The sequence below is a fragment of the Flavobacteriales bacterium genome (genome assembly GCA_013001705.1).
In the GTDB taxonomy this organism is placed as follows: domain Bacteria; phylum Bacteroidota; class Bacteroidia; order Flavobacteriales_D; family JABDKJ01; genus JABDLZ01.
On sequence record JABDLZ010000272.1, the window covers coordinates 1 to 14,596 of the forward strand.

A 14,596-nucleotide genomic window follows, 5' to 3' on the forward strand; every position below is an offset into this window, starting at 1 on the left:
CCCATGGTGAAATTCTCATTGGACCTGCTCGGACAACCAGATGCCAAGGAACTCATGGGAATCATTGCGGCCAGCGGACTGGCACAGAATTTCGGAGCGGTGGCCTCGCTGGTGACCACGGGTATCCAGAAAGGACACATGAAGATGCACTTGATGAACATCATGAATCAGTTAGAATGCACCGAAGAGGAGAAAGCGCAGATTATCGAGCACTTCAAGCACGATACGGTAAGTGTGTCGGCCGTGACGCGTGTATTCCAAGATATACGTGGGAAGGTGAAGAAAGAAGATTGATCTTCTAAGTACTCAAGATACAGCAGTTATACGCTGCACTTGGGAGTTGAATTCCAGGTGCTGTCCTGCTCTTTTGCCGATCATCTGCCTTCCAAGAGGTGAGGCTGTAGAGATAACGAACACCTCTTCCCCATCCACATTCAATCTCCCCCAGGCGATCGACAGGAAATATGTGGCTTTGTCTGTAGTGACCAGACTGCCTTTGACTACGGTATCCGCTTGGAAAGTGGGATCCAGATTTTGCAGCTCACGAAGAAGACCGATCGTCCGCTGAAGCTGGGATTCCTGGGTGTCCAATTCGTTCTGGGCCATGGCACGCCCCACCTCGTGTTTATCTCCTGTGGTACTCTTGCTCTCCTTGTCACGAGAGGCTTTGAGTGACTCTATAGAAGTCCTTTGTTCTGCGATACGCTCTTCGAGCAAGTGGATCAGATGCGCATGGATGTGGGATTTATCCATCCTTCTGGGTGCCAGTCTGTTCTATGCGAAAGCGCTCGTCCTTATACATACGATGCTCCAGCACTTGAGAAGGCATGGACACCCCGGCATCATCCAGCAGCTCTTTCACCTCAGTGATGACCTTGCTACGGATCGTATGACCCAGTTCTTCATCGGCCGTCTTCCGATTGACTGTGATATCCACCCAGAACATCACTTGCAGATCCACGGTGAATTCCCCGAGTTCCTTGGTATTGACTTTGGGCCCGGGATAATCGAGGATATTGTCATCCTTGACCAGATGATCCAAAATCAATTTTCGCGTACGATCGATGTCATCTTCTGGAGAGATACCCACGATGAACTCCAAACGCAGGATGTCATCTCGGGTGTAGTTGATGACGGTATTCTTCAGCAGATAGGAAGTCGGGATGAAAAAGTCCTTGCCTTCTGCGCTACGGAGATGGACCATACGTAAGGTCAAGTCCCTGACCGTGCCTTTATAACTGTCTACCTCGATGATATCTCCATTCTTGAACGGCCGATTGAAAGCCAGTAGAATGCCAGAAAGGAAATTCTCCCCAATATCCTTGAAAGCGAATCCGATGATGACCGCTCCAATACCGGCTCCTGCTAATAGACCACTCAGCATGTTACCAAAGCCCAAGATGTCGATGGCCCCGGTCACACCTACCAGATAGACGAGCCACTTGAAGACCTGAGCCACAAAACCAGCGATAAGACTTCCCTTCCACCGCCTATCGAGCAGCTTGCTCATCACCAGATATACCAGTTTACCGAGTATAACGAAGACGACCATCACCGCCAAGGCAATGACAAGGGCCGGCACAAGATCTAAAAGTCGGTCCCATATCTGCAATATCTTCTCGGTAAAACGATCGATCATTGTTCAAGGTATGTATGTGTCGGTCATAGACGAATACAGCTTAGCACTTTCGACCTGACTGATGAAGCCTTCGCGTTCTTCAAAGTCCATCCATCGTAATCGTATGTCGATGGTCAAAGCTGTCGTATGGAATGAGAATACTTTTTTGACCAGTAGAAAGGTCACAACCAATGCAACAGCCATAAGAATGACTGAGACATCGAATACAGTCTGTGCTTCATCCGTCTGAATAGCCCGCTCTCCAAATATCATTTTGAAAAGTTCGGTCGTCCGCAAGAAATTATTGAATAGGATGACCGCCCCGTTCGCCAAAAGGAACAGCCAGATTGCCTTCCGCATATAGGACCAGTTCCAAATGGTCCTTAGCTCTGCGCTGCGTATATCAGAAAGCGTGATGCTTTTGATGGTTGCCCCAAAGAGACTAGGAATTTCTTCTCGTAAGCGCTTGTCAGTAAGGATATATCGCTTGCGTTTGGAAGTCCAAAGGATGTTCTCATTCTCTAAAAGCCGCATATGGTCACAGTTTATCCTCCAAAATACCCAGTATCTCCTTCTCCAGTGCCACTGCCTGTTCCTTTATTCGTCCTGCATCGGCTAAAACCTTGTCTACGAAGGTCTGATCGGTACAATCCACACAGTTGATCCTCACATTCATGAAGGCTCCTATCACTCCTGCCCGGGCACAGAGTGCTCCCACAGCCCCATCGGTGATTGAACTAGGATTGCCCTTCTGGACCATGGCCTCCATTACCTCCATGCTCTCGTAGCAGGTCTTCATCACCTCGAATGGAATCTGAATGGCATACTTGGTAGCCTCTTGGATTGCTTCTTGGCGAGTGGCTTTCTCTTCCTCAGTGCCCTTGGGCAATTGGAATGCAGCTATGATCCCATTGAAAGAGCGGGTATCCTCATCTACCAGATAGAGGAGCTTATCCATGTAGGCTTGCCCTTTCTCTGCCCATTGAGAGAATTCTTCCCAGCGGTCATCCCACCCCCGCTTGTGTGCACTCAGGTTGGCCACCATGGTCCCCAATGCCACACCTAATGCTCCAGCATAGGCCGAAATGGAACCGCCACCCGGAGCCATGCTCTCGCTGGCCGTTTCTGCTGCAAAGGATTTCAGGTCCATATCGATGAGCCTGCTCTCTCCCTCATCCTCGATGAGATACTCGATCACACGCTCACGTGGATCGAAGGGTTTGAGATCGTCCAAGCCGAGAGACTTGACTGCGATCTTCATTTTCTCCTCTTCCGAGATACCGAGCGATCGTTGTTGCTTCTTCAAGAAATGATCGGCCGCGTCCAGCATGGCCTTTTTGGGGATCAATCCCACCAGTTCTGACCCTGTGACCCGGATTCCGCGTGCTTGGGCCGCTCTACAGGCCTCATCGAAGGCCACATGTACAGGAGTGATTGAGATATTGGTCAGGTTCAATGAGAGCTGGGCGATACCATACTCCTCGATATACCATCCAATACCCTTGACCGCCTTCAGTGTGCCGGGTATGCGAAGAGGTTCGCCATTTTCATCGGTCAGCACCTCCCCGGTGATTCCTTTGGTCTTCTTCACCCGACCCGCTTCGCGGATGTCGAATGCGATGGCATTGGCCCTGCGCGTAGAAGTCGTGTTCAGATTGATATTATAGGCTACTAGGAAGTCCCTGGCCGAGATAGCCGTTGCTCCGGTCTGCTTGACCGAGCCCTCGAATTTTCGTGGTCCGAAGTCCGGGCCTAAATCTTCTGTGGCCAGCTTATCCAATCCCTCATATTCTCCCTGTCGGACATAGGCCAGATTCCTCCGCTTCTCATTGCTGGCCGCGTTCTCGTAGAGATAGACAGGAATATTGAGTTCTTCTCCTACGCGCTTACCTAGCTGCCTGGCATACTCGGCCGTCTCATCCATAGAGATATCTGAGATAGGGATGAGTGGGCAGACATCAGTGGCTCCCATGCGCGGATGCTCCCCGCTATGCTTACTCATATCGATGAGTTCACTGGCCTTTCTGATCAGGCGGAATGCAGCCTCGCAAACGGCCTCGGGTGCTCCTACAAAAGTGATGACCGTACGGTTGGTACTCGCTCCCGGGTCCACATCCAAGAGTTTGACCCCTTCTACGGTCTCCACTACATCAGTGATGGCCTTGATCTTTTGCTGGTCGCGCCCTTCGGAGATATTGGGGACGCATTCGATGAGTTGTTTCATATTGCTGGTATAAAGGGCCGTGAAAATAGCCAAGCCATTCTTCTTTCCGAGGTATTTCTACCTTCAGCCCGTGCACATCCTTGTTATCCAGACAGCCTTCATCGGAGATGCCATCTTGGCCTCTGCTCTGCTCGAAGCTCTCAATGAGCAGGAGAAAGTAAGCAGTATCAGCCTGATGGTGCGTAAAGGCAATGAGTCGCTCTATGCAGGTCATCCCTTCTTGAAGCGCTTGCATGTATTGGATAAATCCCTTCCCAAGTTCAAACAGCTTTCCTCGATTATCAAGGAGCTCCGCGCCAGCGAATACGATGTGGTACTGAATTGCCAGCGATTCATGACCACGGGACTGATCACCTCCCGATCGAAGGCTGCAATGAAGATCGGGTACGACAAGAATCCGATGTCATGGACATTCGACCACGTGATACCTCACGAGATCGGTGATGGACGCCATGAGGTGGATCGCCTGATGGACCTCCTGGTTCCGCTCTTCGGAAAAGTCCATGCTTTACCTAGACTCTATCCCAGTAAGAAGGATGAGGATAAAGCACAATGGGACGGAGATTACATCTGCATGGCACCGAGTTCGGTCTGGTTTACGAAACAGTGGCCTATCGAGCGATGGGTAGAACTCATCGAAGCTACTGATGTAGAGAAAGAAGTACTCATGATCGGAGCACCTGGAGATGTAGAAATGTGCGATGAGATCATCGCCCGATGCAGTCGGGACCGTGTGGTGAATCTCTGTGGAGAACTGAGTCTACTCCAATCAGCGGTATTGATGCGAGGTGCAGTGATGAGCTATGTCAATGACTCGGCCCCATTACATCTCTGCTCGGCTATGGATGCGCCTGTCACGGCCATCTTCTGTTCCACGATACCTGAATTCGGTTTTGGGCCTTTATCGAAGCATTCGCACATAGCAGAAACACACCATGACTTATCTTGTCGCCCCTGTGGCTTACATGGGAAGAGTGCCTGTCCAGAAGGTCATTTCAAATGCGCTGAGATAGCCATCGATTCCATGGTGAGGTGATGAAGCTTTACTTTTGGGATACCGACAGGACTTTCCCATCGTTAGTACATCAAGCACAGGACTATGAAACACATCAATGCAATCATTTTTGGACTGGCCATCGTAGTAGCCGCTGGACTGCTGGGAAATGCCTATGTGGAGAGAAGTCAACTCCCTGGAAAGATATCTGTGACGGGATTGGGTGAGATCGACTTCAGTTCCGACCTTATAGTTTGGGAGGCCAATTTCTCAACTGAAGCATGGGAACTGAAGGATGCTTATTCCGAATTGAACCAGAGCAAAGAGGGCATCAAAGCCTACCTTCTTGGAAAGGGTATCCCCGAATCGTCCATCGTATTCACCGCAGTCAATACCCGCAAGAACACCCGTACCATCTACAGCGATGACGGGCGCTATCGCGGGGAGGAATTCACTGGATATATCTTGACCCAAGCGGTCAAAATAGAATCTGAAGAAGTGGACAAGGTGGAACTCGTTTCTCGAGAGGTGACCGAGTTGCTGAATCAAGGCATCCAACTCTACAGTCTACCACCCCGCTATTACTACTCCAAACTGGCTGACCTGAAGATCGAGCTGATATCCAAGGCCACAGAAGATGCGCACTCCAGAGCTGAACGCATCGCACAGAACAGTGGAAGTTCATTGGGGGAACTGAACAATGCCAAGATGGGCATCTTCCAGATCACAGGACAGAACAGCAATGAGGATTACAGTTGGGGTGGCACATTCAATACCACCGATCGAGAGAAAACGGCATCTATCACGGTGCGCTTGGAGTATGATCTGGACGGATAGAAAGAAAAAAGGGGCACCGAAACATAGCCGAATCGATACCCCAAAATCCGCGTTTGGATTATTTAGTCGTAGACCTTAATACCATTGAACTCCACCTAAAGACGGTGGACATCGGAAAAAGTCACAGGAATCTTTCAGTTTCTCTGAGAATCGATCGCCTTTCTCACACTACCATGCTCCAGTAAGAGGGCATTTGCTGCTTCATAGTGGACTTCCAGCGCTTCCATGACCATACGGGTACCGCGATCCACCAGCTTATCATTGCTGAGTTGCATATCGACCATCCGATTTCCTTTCACTCTACCCAGACCGATCATCAGTGAGGTGGAGATCATATTAAGGATCAACTTCTGGGCGGTACCTGATTTCATCCGTGTACTCCCGGTGACATATTCCGGACCTACCACGGCCACCAGCGGATGATCGGCCACTTCAGTGATAGGAGCGTCTTCATTGCAGGTGATACAGGCTGTTGTGATACCATGTGCTTGGGCGGTCCTCAAGCCTCCGATGACATAAGGTGTGGTACCTGAAGCAGCTATGCCCACTAGCGTGTCCAAGGAATCCACTGCATATTCTTCCAGATCCTTCCATGCCTGTGTAGTATCATCCTCAGCAAACTCCACAGCCTTCCGAATAGCTGAGTCGCCCCCGGCCATGAGCCCGACCACCAGTCCATATGGCACTCCGAAGGTGGGAGGACACTCACTGGCATCTACAATACCCAATCGACCACTGGTGCCTGCTCCCAGATAGAAGAGCCTGCCTCCTTCTCGCATCTTAGGCAAGGTCTCCACTACAAAGGCCTCGATCGCAGGTATTATCGTCTGGATCACTTGGGCTACTTTCTGGTCCTCTTGATTGATCCCTTCCAGGATCTCACGCATGCTTTTTTGATCCAGATCCTCGTGGAGCGAGGCTTTTTCTGTGGTCCGTATGAATGTCATAACACAAAGGTGCTTGCTTACAAGAAATAGATTGTAGTCTTCCCTATTGATTTCTCCACTATCTTTGCCGCGTTCCGTTCTCCGCTGAGGATGAAGTTCCTTGATGAGGGTTCGGATATTTTTTTTTATGGGGTGTTCAAGAAGAGTTCTGCTTGCCTACCCTTCACTTTTTATATTTTTTTTCAATGAACATTTTTGTAGCAAAGTTGGATTATGGAGTAAGTGATTCTGAATTGAGTCAACTCTTCCAACAATATGGAGCCGTGGATTCAGCTAAAGTCATCATGGACAGGGATACAGGTCGATCTAAAGGATTCGGATTTGTAGAGATGCCTGTCGAAGAGGAAGCTAATCAGGCTATTTCTTCTCTAGACGGACAAGACGTCAGAGGACGAAACATCGTAGTGAAGAAAGCGGAACCAAGAAGGTAATTGCGATTTTTTCGAAAAGAAGACCCGGTCTCTAGGAGACCGGGTTTTTTTATGGGTCCAAAGTTCCAAAGACCTTTTTAAGCAGATCGGTCACCCGCGCAGCCGGATTCTCTCGAATCTTCACCTCTTCTGCCGCTAACAATAGGAAGAGCCCGTCTATGGCCTCTACAGTGACGTAATTGTTGAGGTCGGGATCCACGCGCTCGCCTCCGGTGAAATAGGTGGCCGTATTGTAGGCATTGGCCAGCGGTGTCCAGTTCTCCCCTACCTGCACCTTGTCCACAGCGTTCTGCACCTTGGGCTTGAAGGTGTCATAGAGTTTGTCATAGGTCTTATCCCGGAGATATAGCGTAGCGGCATTCTGATCACCGCGCAGGATCTCGAATCCATCTTGTATACTCATCTCCAGAATAGCATTCAAGAAGATAGGAGCCGCCTCCTTACTGGCTTCTTCAGCCGCCCGATTGAGTGTCACTACGAACTGATCCACCTGGGGTCCTAGGCCTAGATCCTCCACCGTGTTCTTCACCTTGATCGCATCCTCTGGAAAGGGAATGTGGATACGCGGGTCCGCATTGAATCCATCCACTGCAGAGGCCTTGGCCGTGGCGATATCTATGCCCACATTCAATGCCTCTTTTAATCCGGCAATGACTTCTTGATTGGTCAAGGAGCTACTGCTCCCCTCCCCATTTCCCAATACGGTCTCCAGTGTACCAAGCACCTGCTGATCGGTGCAACCGATCATGAATGCGATCATGAGTATCATACCTCCTGACTTCCAAGTCCTTTTGATCATAGCTATCCTTCTTTTATTGTTCTGTCTCATCTTGAAACTCTTGCCCTGTCTGTATCAGTGCGGATGTTCCCTCCCTTTTATCTTCCCCTCCTGCACTTTGCGGTTCAGCTCTTCTTCTTCGGCCAGTTGCTCTTCTGTAGGTTGAGGTGCTGCCAGTTTCTCCAGATCGGGTTGTCCGGCATCTACCCAGGCGGTATACCAGAGGCTACCGAGAGAAATGATACTTCTACGCATCCTGCGCTCGATCATGCCGTCCAGCATATCGCTATATGCTTTAGAATATGGACGACTATACGTCTGAATGGTCACTGAACCTCGAGTCTCCACTCCGTACTTCTTATCCGAACCGAACTCCTCATCCAACGTACGCTCGAATGTGAGCACCGAATCTACCGCCCGATGGCTCTTTTCCACCTCGGTCCACACATAGTCCAGCACATCGGGGATATATTCCGCTTTTCCTACGAAATAGTCGTACTCATCAGCAAAGAGTTCTACCACACGCGATTCCCAGAATCCATGGATGCCCTTCTGCCCGGTCAGTTGACCGTTGTAATTCTCAGTAGTATGTAAGGGTACATGCGCATCTCCCACATAATGTCCTAGGTCGGCAGCTGTGCGGAGTATGCGATAACTGTCCCCACTCCGCATGGCCTCGCTCAATCGGGTGACCATGAGATTCACATGCCAGGGAACGATCCCATAGGCTTGGAGGGTATCCTCGGTAAGCAGTTCCACCGCATCTGTCCATTGCTTAGGCACTACTTCGAATGGGTCTTGACCTCCATGCGCATAGTGATCGATGTCTATATAATGGCGCGGTGCTTCTCCTTCTACGGCATACCTACGCTTATCCGGATCCACGGCATGCTCTGTGATGAATTCGATGTGGCGCTTGAAGAATCCGAATAGTTCTGGAGGCAAAGTGAATACCGCCATGCGATTGATACGCTTGTGTCCGAAGAATCCCCACAGGTCCATATCATTGGATGACACGGATTGCGGGATGCATATCAAGGCAAGCAATATGTAAATGAAAATAGACCTCATCGATACGTGAATAACATGGACCGGATATTCGGATAAGAACAATAAAAGTACCAACATTCCATATCCCCATACGTTATATTTGATAACAGTGGAGAGAACAGATTCAAAGCGCCCCCATAAGCAAAAAGGATTGTGGTCATCTATCCTCTATTTCTTCCCTTTCCAGCTTCTCATCCTCCATCTGAAAAAGAACCATCTCCTCATCATCTTTTGGCTTTTACTCTTCGGATATATCTCGGGAGCATTGGCCAACAAGTATGGAGTAAGCTTCCTTTTCCTTTATCCGGAGTATCTGGGAGAAGTAGGTTTCTGGTCCCACTTCCTTATCGGTTTCGTACTCGGAGGATTCGTGATGGCATTCAACATCTACACCTACGTCATACATGCCTATCGATTTCCTTTTCTGGCGACCTTGTCTACACCCTTCTATAAGTTCTGTCTGAACAACTTCCTTATTCCCGGCTTCTTCTTGGCCTTCTATCTCTGGGAGATCATCGCTTTTCAGCGGGCCATCGAATTCGAGAGTGCTGCTGACATCGGATTTCATGTGACCGGACTCCTCTTCGGGTTCTTCGTATTCATGTTCTTCTCTCTCGTCTATTTCAGAGGTACGAATAAGGACATCTTCATTTTCGTGAAATCCAATAAGGAAGAACGCAGGAAAGGAAGGTTCTATGAATTCTACGACAAGTTCGTGCGTGAGCAGATCAGACAGTCGAGCAAGCGTATGCGACAGCGCCCCTGGCGGGTGGAGAGTTATTTCCGATCCCCCTTTTCCATCGCTTTGGCCAGAGAGAGCGATCACTATAAAAAAGAGACTTTAAGACAGGTATTCCGGCAGAATCACTTCAATGCATCCCTCTTCGAAGTAGGTCTGGTCATCAGTTTTCTGATCATCATGAATTTCGGAGAACTACCCATATTCACCATACCTGGAGGAGCGAGTGTGATCCTCGTCTTCACCTTGATGCTGATGATACTCAGCATCCTGCTGTCATGGTTCAGAGGATGGGCGATCACCGTGCTGGTCATCCTCGTACTGGTGGCCAATCACTATTCCAACGACCTCCGGTTCTTGCCGCAGCAGAACGCCTTGTACGGTCTGGATTATCAGAACAAGCCCGTTCCCTACTCGGAAGAACAACTGCTGAAGCTTGTTGAGGATGGACAGCATCTGGTAGAACAACGCCAGACCATGGAGGCCACTTTGGGTAAATGGAGGGCAAAACAAGATGCTGAGAAACCAAAACTACTCATCGTCAATGTGAGTGGTGGAGGCCTGCGATCTGCATTATGGACCACGAGTATCCTCAGTCATGTGGACAGCTTACTTCAAGGACGACTGATGGAACGTACAGCATTGATGAGCGGTGCATCCGGAGGCATGCTCGGATTGGCCTATCTACGTGAGTGTTATTATTCCGACCAGACAGGGCCCCTTTATGCAAAACGCGATGCGATGGAACAGGCCATTTCTCGGGACATACTCAATCCTGTCTTGCTGAGTATCGCCTCCACTGACCTCCTCTTCCAATTGGGAAGATTCGAGTATGACGGTAAAGCCTACCCAAAGGATCGAGCCTATCGATTTGAAAAACAATGGCTCGAGAATACAGAAGGAGGACTGGATAGGGCCTTGAGTGAGTACCGCCAACCAGAAACCGATGCGGAGATCCCTATGCTCATCCTCTACCCGACCATTATCAATGATGGGCGCAAGCTCCTGGTCTCTCCTATGGACTTGACCTTCATGACCCTACTTCCCGATGAACATGCTGAACTCATCGACCATCAATTCGATTTCGTTGAATTCCGCTCGCTCTTCAAGGATCACGGAGCGGATGATGCCCGATTCACCAGTCTATTGAGGGCCAATGCCACCTTCCCCTATATCCTCCCACAGGTAAGTCTACCCTCTGAGCCTACCATGCAATTGATGGATGCAGGTATCCGCGATAATTTCGGATTCACGGTCAGTTTCCGCTTCATTGCTTCCATGCAGCAATGGATCGAGGAGAATACAAGTGGAGTGGTCATTCTCCAAGTCCGTGATAAGCGGAAAGATGTCCAAGGTGAGGTGGACTCACAGCGCATCCTTTCCCGATTGACCAGCCCACTGGGAAATGTATACGGTAATTTCATCAAGTCACAGGACTTCGTACACGATGAATTGTATGCTTCTACCCGTAAGTGGCTGAAGGTCCCTTTGGATCAGGTCATACTGCAGATGCAGCAACCCGGAGAAGAGAATGTCTCGATGAGCTGGCACTTGACCGCTTTGGAGAAGCGGCAGATCGAAGAATCGGTCTATAGCAAAGAGAATCGCCAGTCCATCCAGCGCTTGATACAGCTCTTGGATGCGGCACCTCCACCCGTGGCCGAACGAGATTGAGCTCAAGGCGAGCTATTTATTTACTTTGCTCCGCTAAAGGAACACTATGCGCATCATTCTTATCGTCAGTTCACTTCTCCTACTCATCGCATGCGGAGACTATACCTGCGAGGATTTCAGGACCGGTGAATACCGCTATACCGACACGGCTTACAAAGAGGTCAAGATCACACGTACCTTGACCGGTGAGCAGGAATTCGAGGTGCGAACGGCAAAGGGTGTAGAGAAGATCACCAAGGAAGTAGGTGAGCAGACCGAGACCATGACCCGGGACGGTAGGCAGGTCGAGGATGTGTATACCATCATCTGGGATGGGCCATGCTCGTACACTTTGGTATTCAAAAGCACCTCCAGCCAGGTGGATCAATTCCATACACAGTACGATACCATACGCACGCGTATTCTTGAGACCAATAGGAAAGGATATGTCTTCCAGACCCATCTCTTCGGTCAGACTTTACAAGGGGAATTGGAGAAAGTAGATTGATGAAGCTATGAGTAAGAAGAAGACAAGACGGGGCTTCGATGGCATGGTCTACAGCACCCATAGCAACTACGGTACAGACGATTCTTATGAGGAAGAAGAGACTCTCCCTCCCAACGAGCAATTGCTTTATGTCAGCATCGACCGGAAACAGCGCAAGGGAAAGGAAGTCACCTTGATCGAAGGCTTTGTAGGGAGCGATGATGACCTGAACTATCTGGCCAAGATGCTCAAGACCAAATGTGGAGTGGGTGGAAATGCCAAGGAAGGAGATATCCTCATCCAAGGAAACAAACGCGATAAGGTCATTGAGATCCTCGAGAAAGAAGGCTATCGCACCAAGCGCAAGGGAGGCTGATACTATCGGTCAGCCTTCAGTTTCTCGAAATATTCCAGATAGCTTTTCCAGTATCCCGATACCCTGGTAATATCCACTCCCTCCTGTTCCGACTTTATCTCTTGTTCACACTTGATGACGTGGACCTTGCTGCGCACATTGGCCCGATAGAGCTTGTAGAACAGATATAGCTTCTCCTCTTCCTTACTCCGGATCACATGATGGTGCATCTGATAAGTAGCGATCAAGTGCTCACTCAAGTCTTCTCTACCATAGCCATCCAGGTCCATGGCAAAGAATGCCAACTCATTGAGCACATCGATCTGCCGGAAGTGGGGATTGAATTCTATACAATCGAAGAGCACCGGGCGATCGATCAAGAAGATATTCCCAGAATGGAGGTCCCCGTGGCAATCTCGTGTGAAGCCTTCTCTATCGCGTCTCTCGATCAGCTCCTCATGTTCTTTCAAATAGTTCTCCGCCCATTCCATACTCCTATCCATTAGATCGGCATTCCCAGCGCTGAAATGACTACGTATGAAGGCGCGGTGATTCGACAGATCGCGGAAGTCTTCCCAGATGGATCGGGCGGAGACCTGTCCATGTATGATCTCACACTCTTTATGGAAATTGGCCAAGATATCCGCAATGGAAGAGATATGATCAGCAGTCACTTCACCTTGCTCCAGCAGCACGTCCATCTCACGGTCATTATCCAATCGAATCATCTCGACTGCATAGTCCTTGATCTCTCCTTCTCCTTTACCGATGCTCCACGTGTCTTCTTGATTATAGATGGGAAGGACATCTAAGTACACCCCATCGGTCAGTCGCTGATTGAGGCGTAGCTCTTCCTCACAATAATATTTGCGTAGCTCCAAGGAAGAGAAGTCCAAGAAGGACATCTTCACGGGTTTCTTGATCTTATAGACCCTATCCGCAGTAAGCAAGACCCAAGAGATATGCGTGCTGATGAGTTCCTCCGATCGTCTTCCGTTCGGGAGCTCTCCACCATCCACCAGTTGCTGTATCTCTGCTTCGGTCATGAAGTGGTATTGTTCTGGAGGTAGTCCAAAGCATCTTCGATCAATAATCCGATTTCCCGACCATCATTGCTCAAGCGTAGTAGTGACTGTTCCCAAGGCTCGTACTCTGTCTTCAATTTCTGATAGACCTGGAAATCCGCATCGCTATCGGGACGGGTTCGATCGACCCGCTCTTGGATGATCTCTTCAGGGGCGGTCAGTGCGATGACCTTGACCGGGATGCCCTTCTTTTGAGCCCAAACCAGATAGGGTCTGCGGTACTCCGACTTACTGAAGGTAGCATCCACGATTACCGAGCGACCTGCGTCCAATAGTTCTGTGACCTTTTCATGCATGGTCTGATAGACTCTCATGCGGTCTTCGTCACTGTACTCTGGATGTCCCTGAATCGATCTACGTATGCGGTCGCTGTTGAAATGCTCGATATTCAATCGCTCGGCCAGATGATCGGCAAAGTAGGTCTTCCCAGAGCCAGGTAGACCGGTCACTAAGATCAATATGGGCCCTCCTTCATCCATTTCTTCTGAAGATACTCATTGGATAAGGATGCCGATACTAGCACTTCAGTCTGTATTCACGAAGTCGTAGAGTCTTCCCATGAAGTACTCCCATCCCCCACGGCAGCTTTCTTCCTTGAATTCGGGCACATCCTGCGGAAAGGTCTCCAGACCGGTATTGGTCAATTTCAATTCACAGGCGTGGTCACGGGGGAAAATCTCGAAGGTGACATATCCTTGTCCTGGATAGTTCTCTATGATCCAGTCCTTGCCCAACTTCCTATATGGGACCACTTTCTTGATGATCCAACGATGAGGGAAATGTCTGCTTTCATTGTAGACATCGAAACGTACTTCGAATCCTTCTTCGGCCTTGAAAGCGGGTATCTGCTCGAAGTACCACTGATGCATCTCCTCGAGATCGGTCAGTGCCCTCCAAAGGACAGCACTGCTACAAGGATAGGACTTGGTAAGAGTGACGGTGATGGGTTCAGAATGAGTCGGCATGACCCAAAAATACTATGTCGAAATGAATTCTGATTCACCATAGGAAAGCCATAGGTACGCGCCACGTGCCAGGCAGATAGATGAGTGGTTCCAGCTTGAGTGGCACATCTCCAGGTATACCGATGATGTGCAACTCCATACGGGTCTCTTGTACGACATTCTCAATGTGGACGACCACCGAATCCAAGCCACATCCCGTGTCTATCTGAATGATGTTGGCCGCCTGAAAGCGCTTTTCTACGTATGATTGTTCATGACCGACATCTACCAGGTCGATGGTATAGTTTGGATCATTTGCCAGGATCTCCCTCCCGAATCGGTCCTGGAATTCCAGAGTCAGATAGGCACAACAGCATTGTGCGGAATTCAGAGTAGGCCATGTGACGAGCAGTGAGAGTAGAATGATTGTTCGCATACCTCATTCTACACGCTC

18 protein-coding genes are annotated in these 14,596 nt (G+C 49.5%); 7 read left to right on the plus strand and 11 right to left on the minus strand.

The features are described from left to right. Positions 1-294, plus strand: a 294-nt coding sequence (locus HKN79_10805; protein ID NNC84055.1) for a hydroxymethylglutaryl-CoA reductase, incomplete at its 5' end; no start/stop codon positions are given. A 12-nt stretch (positions 295-306) separates the two neighbouring features. Here the strand turns inward: HKN79_10805 and HKN79_10810 are convergent. From HKN79_10810 to ftcD, 4 genes are read right to left on the minus strand one after another with little or no spacing between them, the layout of a single operon-like run. Then, entirely contained in the window at positions 307-753 is a 447-nt protein-coding gene (locus HKN79_10810; protein NNC84056.1) for a 3-oxoacyl-ACP synthase, read from the minus strand. Beyond that, positions 746-1,639 (minus strand): mechanosensitive ion channel, encoded by an 894-nt coding sequence (locus HKN79_10815; protein NNC84057.1) that lies wholly within the window; start codon positions 1,637-1,639, stop codon positions 746-748. The genes HKN79_10810 and HKN79_10815 overlap by 8 nt, the downstream gene beginning before the upstream one ends. A 3-nt stretch (positions 1,640-1,642) precedes the next feature. Further along, entirely contained in the window at positions 1,643-2,152 is a 510-nt protein-coding gene (locus HKN79_10820) for a hypothetical protein (protein NNC84058.1), read from the minus strand. A gap of 4 nt (positions 2,153-2,156) precedes the next feature. Then, positions 2,157-3,842: a glutamate formimidoyltransferase gene (gene ftcD, locus HKN79_10825; protein NNC84059.1), complete on the minus strand. Its 1,686-nt coding sequence runs from the start codon at positions 3,840-3,842 to the stop codon at positions 2,157-2,159. Between the two features lie 70 nt (positions 3,843-3,912). On the opposite strand from ftcD, the gene HKN79_10830 reads away from it, so the two are divergent. Further along, entirely contained in the window at positions 3,913-4,878 is a 966-nt protein-coding gene (locus tag HKN79_10830; GenBank protein ID NNC84060.1) for a glycosyltransferase family 9 protein, read from the plus strand. 63 nt (positions 4,879-4,941) lie between these two features. After that, positions 4,942-5,673 carry an SIMPL domain-containing protein gene (locus tag HKN79_10835; GenBank protein ID NNC84061.1) on the plus strand — a complete coding sequence of 244 codons (732 nt, stop codon included), beginning with the start codon at positions 4,942-4,944 and terminating at the stop codon, positions 5,671-5,673. 134 nt (positions 5,674-5,807) lie between these two features. Here HKN79_10835 and murQ read toward each other — a convergent pair whose 3' ends face one another. Continuing rightward, positions 5,808-6,620 (minus strand): N-acetylmuramic acid 6-phosphate etherase, encoded by an 813-nt coding sequence (gene murQ, locus HKN79_10840; protein NNC84062.1) that lies wholly within the window; start codon positions 6,618-6,620, stop codon positions 5,808-5,810. Positions 6,621-6,805: 185 nt separating this feature from the next. Here murQ and HKN79_10845 point away from each other — a divergent pair, with 185 nt between their 5' ends. Further along, on the plus strand, positions 6,806-7,051 hold the full coding sequence (locus HKN79_10845) for an RNA-binding protein (protein NNC84063.1): 246 nt from the start codon (positions 6,806-6,808) through the stop codon (positions 7,049-7,051). A 49-nt stretch (positions 7,052-7,100) separates the two neighbouring features. On the opposite strand, the gene HKN79_10850 is transcribed toward HKN79_10845, so the two are convergent. Both HKN79_10850 and HKN79_10855 read right to left on the minus strand, forming a co-directional pair. Beyond that, entirely contained in the window at positions 7,101-7,850 is a 750-nt protein-coding gene (locus HKN79_10850) for a DUF4197 domain-containing protein (protein NNC84064.1), read from the minus strand. Between the two features lie 54 nt (positions 7,851-7,904). Further along, positions 7,905-8,900: a S1/P1 Nuclease gene (locus HKN79_10855; protein NNC84065.1), complete on the minus strand. Its 996-nt coding sequence runs from the start codon at positions 8,898-8,900 to the stop codon at positions 7,905-7,907. A gap of 88 nt (positions 8,901-8,988) precedes the next feature. Between HKN79_10855 and HKN79_10860 the strand changes: the two genes are divergently transcribed. Genes HKN79_10860 through HKN79_10870 form a run of 3 tightly spaced genes read left to right on the plus strand, consistent with a single transcriptional unit; the run spans position 8,989 to position 12,134 of the window. After that, a complete protein-coding gene (locus HKN79_10860) occupies positions 8,989-11,292 on the plus strand; it encodes a patatin-like phospholipase family protein (protein NNC84066.1) in 2,304 nt (767 codons plus the stop codon). A 46-nt stretch (positions 11,293-11,338) separates the two neighbouring features. Then, positions 11,339-11,779: a hypothetical protein gene (locus HKN79_10865; GenBank protein ID NNC84067.1), complete on the plus strand. Its 441-nt coding sequence runs from the start codon at positions 11,339-11,341 to the stop codon at positions 11,777-11,779. Between the two features lie 7 nt (positions 11,780-11,786). After that, positions 11,787-12,134 carry a translation initiation factor gene (locus HKN79_10870; GenBank protein NNC84068.1) on the plus strand — a complete coding sequence of 116 codons (348 nt, stop codon included), beginning with the start codon at positions 11,787-11,789 and terminating at the stop codon, positions 12,132-12,134. Between the two features lie 2 nt (positions 12,135-12,136). Here HKN79_10870 and HKN79_10875 read toward each other — a convergent pair whose 3' ends face one another. The 4 genes from HKN79_10875 to HKN79_10890 are packed head-to-tail and all read right to left on the minus strand — an operon-like array spanning position 12,137 to position 14,578. Beyond that, a complete protein-coding gene (locus HKN79_10875; protein ID NNC84069.1) occupies positions 12,137-13,159 on the minus strand; it encodes a hypothetical protein in 1,023 nt (340 codons plus the stop codon). Next, positions 13,156-13,677: an AAA family ATPase gene (locus HKN79_10880; GenBank protein ID NNC84070.1), complete on the minus strand. Its 522-nt coding sequence runs from the start codon at positions 13,675-13,677 to the stop codon at positions 13,156-13,158. Before HKN79_10880 ends, HKN79_10875 begins: the two co-directional genes overlap by 4 nt. A gap of 45 nt (positions 13,678-13,722) precedes the next feature. Then, positions 13,723-14,163 (minus strand): SRPBCC domain-containing protein, encoded by a 441-nt coding sequence (locus tag HKN79_10885; GenBank protein NNC84071.1) that lies wholly within the window; start codon positions 14,161-14,163, stop codon positions 13,723-13,725. Positions 14,164-14,197: 34 nt separating this feature from the next. Continuing rightward, positions 14,198-14,578, minus strand: a complete 381-nt coding sequence (locus HKN79_10890) for a hypothetical protein (protein NNC84072.1) — start codon at positions 14,576-14,578, stop codon at positions 14,198-14,200. Positions 14,579-14,596 lie beyond the last annotated feature (18 nt).

Excerpts from the sequence above, each read along its gene's own strand:
- HKN79_10815 (NNC84057.1), bottom strand. The coding sequence starts at position 1,639 with ATGATCGATCGTTTTACCGAGAAGATATTGCAGATATGGGACCGACTT.
- HKN79_10890 (NNC84072.1), bottom strand. The coding sequence starts at position 14,578 with ATGCGAACAATCATTCTACTCTCACTGCTCGTCACATGGCCTACTCTG.
- ftcD (NNC84059.1), bottom strand. The coding sequence starts at position 3,842 with ATGAAACAACTCATCGAATGCGTCCCCAATATCTCCGAAGGGCGCGAC.
- HKN79_10820 (NNC84058.1), bottom strand. The coding sequence starts at position 2,152 with ATGCGGCTTTTAGAGAATGAGAACATCCTTTGGACTTCCAAACGCAAG.
- HKN79_10855 (NNC84065.1), bottom strand. The coding sequence starts at position 8,900 with ATGAGGTCTATTTTCATTTACATATTGCTTGCCTTGATATGCATCCCG.
- HKN79_10875 (NNC84069.1), bottom strand. The coding sequence starts at position 13,159 with ATGACCGAAGCAGAGATACAGCAACTGGTGGATGGTGGAGAGCTCCCG.
- HKN79_10865 (NNC84067.1), top strand. The coding sequence starts at position 11,339 with ATGCGCATCATTCTTATCGTCAGTTCACTTCTCCTACTCATCGCATGC.
- HKN79_10810 (NNC84056.1), bottom strand. The coding sequence starts at position 753 with ATGGATAAATCCCACATCCATGCGCATCTGATCCACTTGCTCGAAGAG.
- murQ (NNC84062.1), bottom strand. The coding sequence starts at position 6,620 with ATGACATTCATACGGACCACAGAAAAAGCCTCGCTCCACGAGGATCTG.
- HKN79_10835 (NNC84061.1), top strand. The coding sequence starts at position 4,942 with ATGAAACACATCAATGCAATCATTTTTGGACTGGCCATCGTAGTAGCC.
- HKN79_10885 (NNC84071.1), bottom strand. The coding sequence starts at position 14,163 with ATGCCGACTCATTCTGAACCCATCACCGTCACTCTTACCAAGTCCTAT.
- HKN79_10870 (NNC84068.1), top strand. The coding sequence starts at position 11,787 with ATGAGTAAGAAGAAGACAAGACGGGGCTTCGATGGCATGGTCTACAGC.
- HKN79_10850 (NNC84064.1), bottom strand. The coding sequence starts at position 7,850 with ATGATCAAAAGGACTTGGAAGTCAGGAGGTATGATACTCATGATCGCA.
- HKN79_10845 (NNC84063.1), top strand. The coding sequence starts at position 6,806 with ATGAACATTTTTGTAGCAAAGTTGGATTATGGAGTAAGTGATTCTGAA.
- HKN79_10880 (NNC84070.1), bottom strand. The coding sequence starts at position 13,677 with ATGGATGAAGGAGGGCCCATATTGATCTTAGTGACCGGTCTACCTGGC.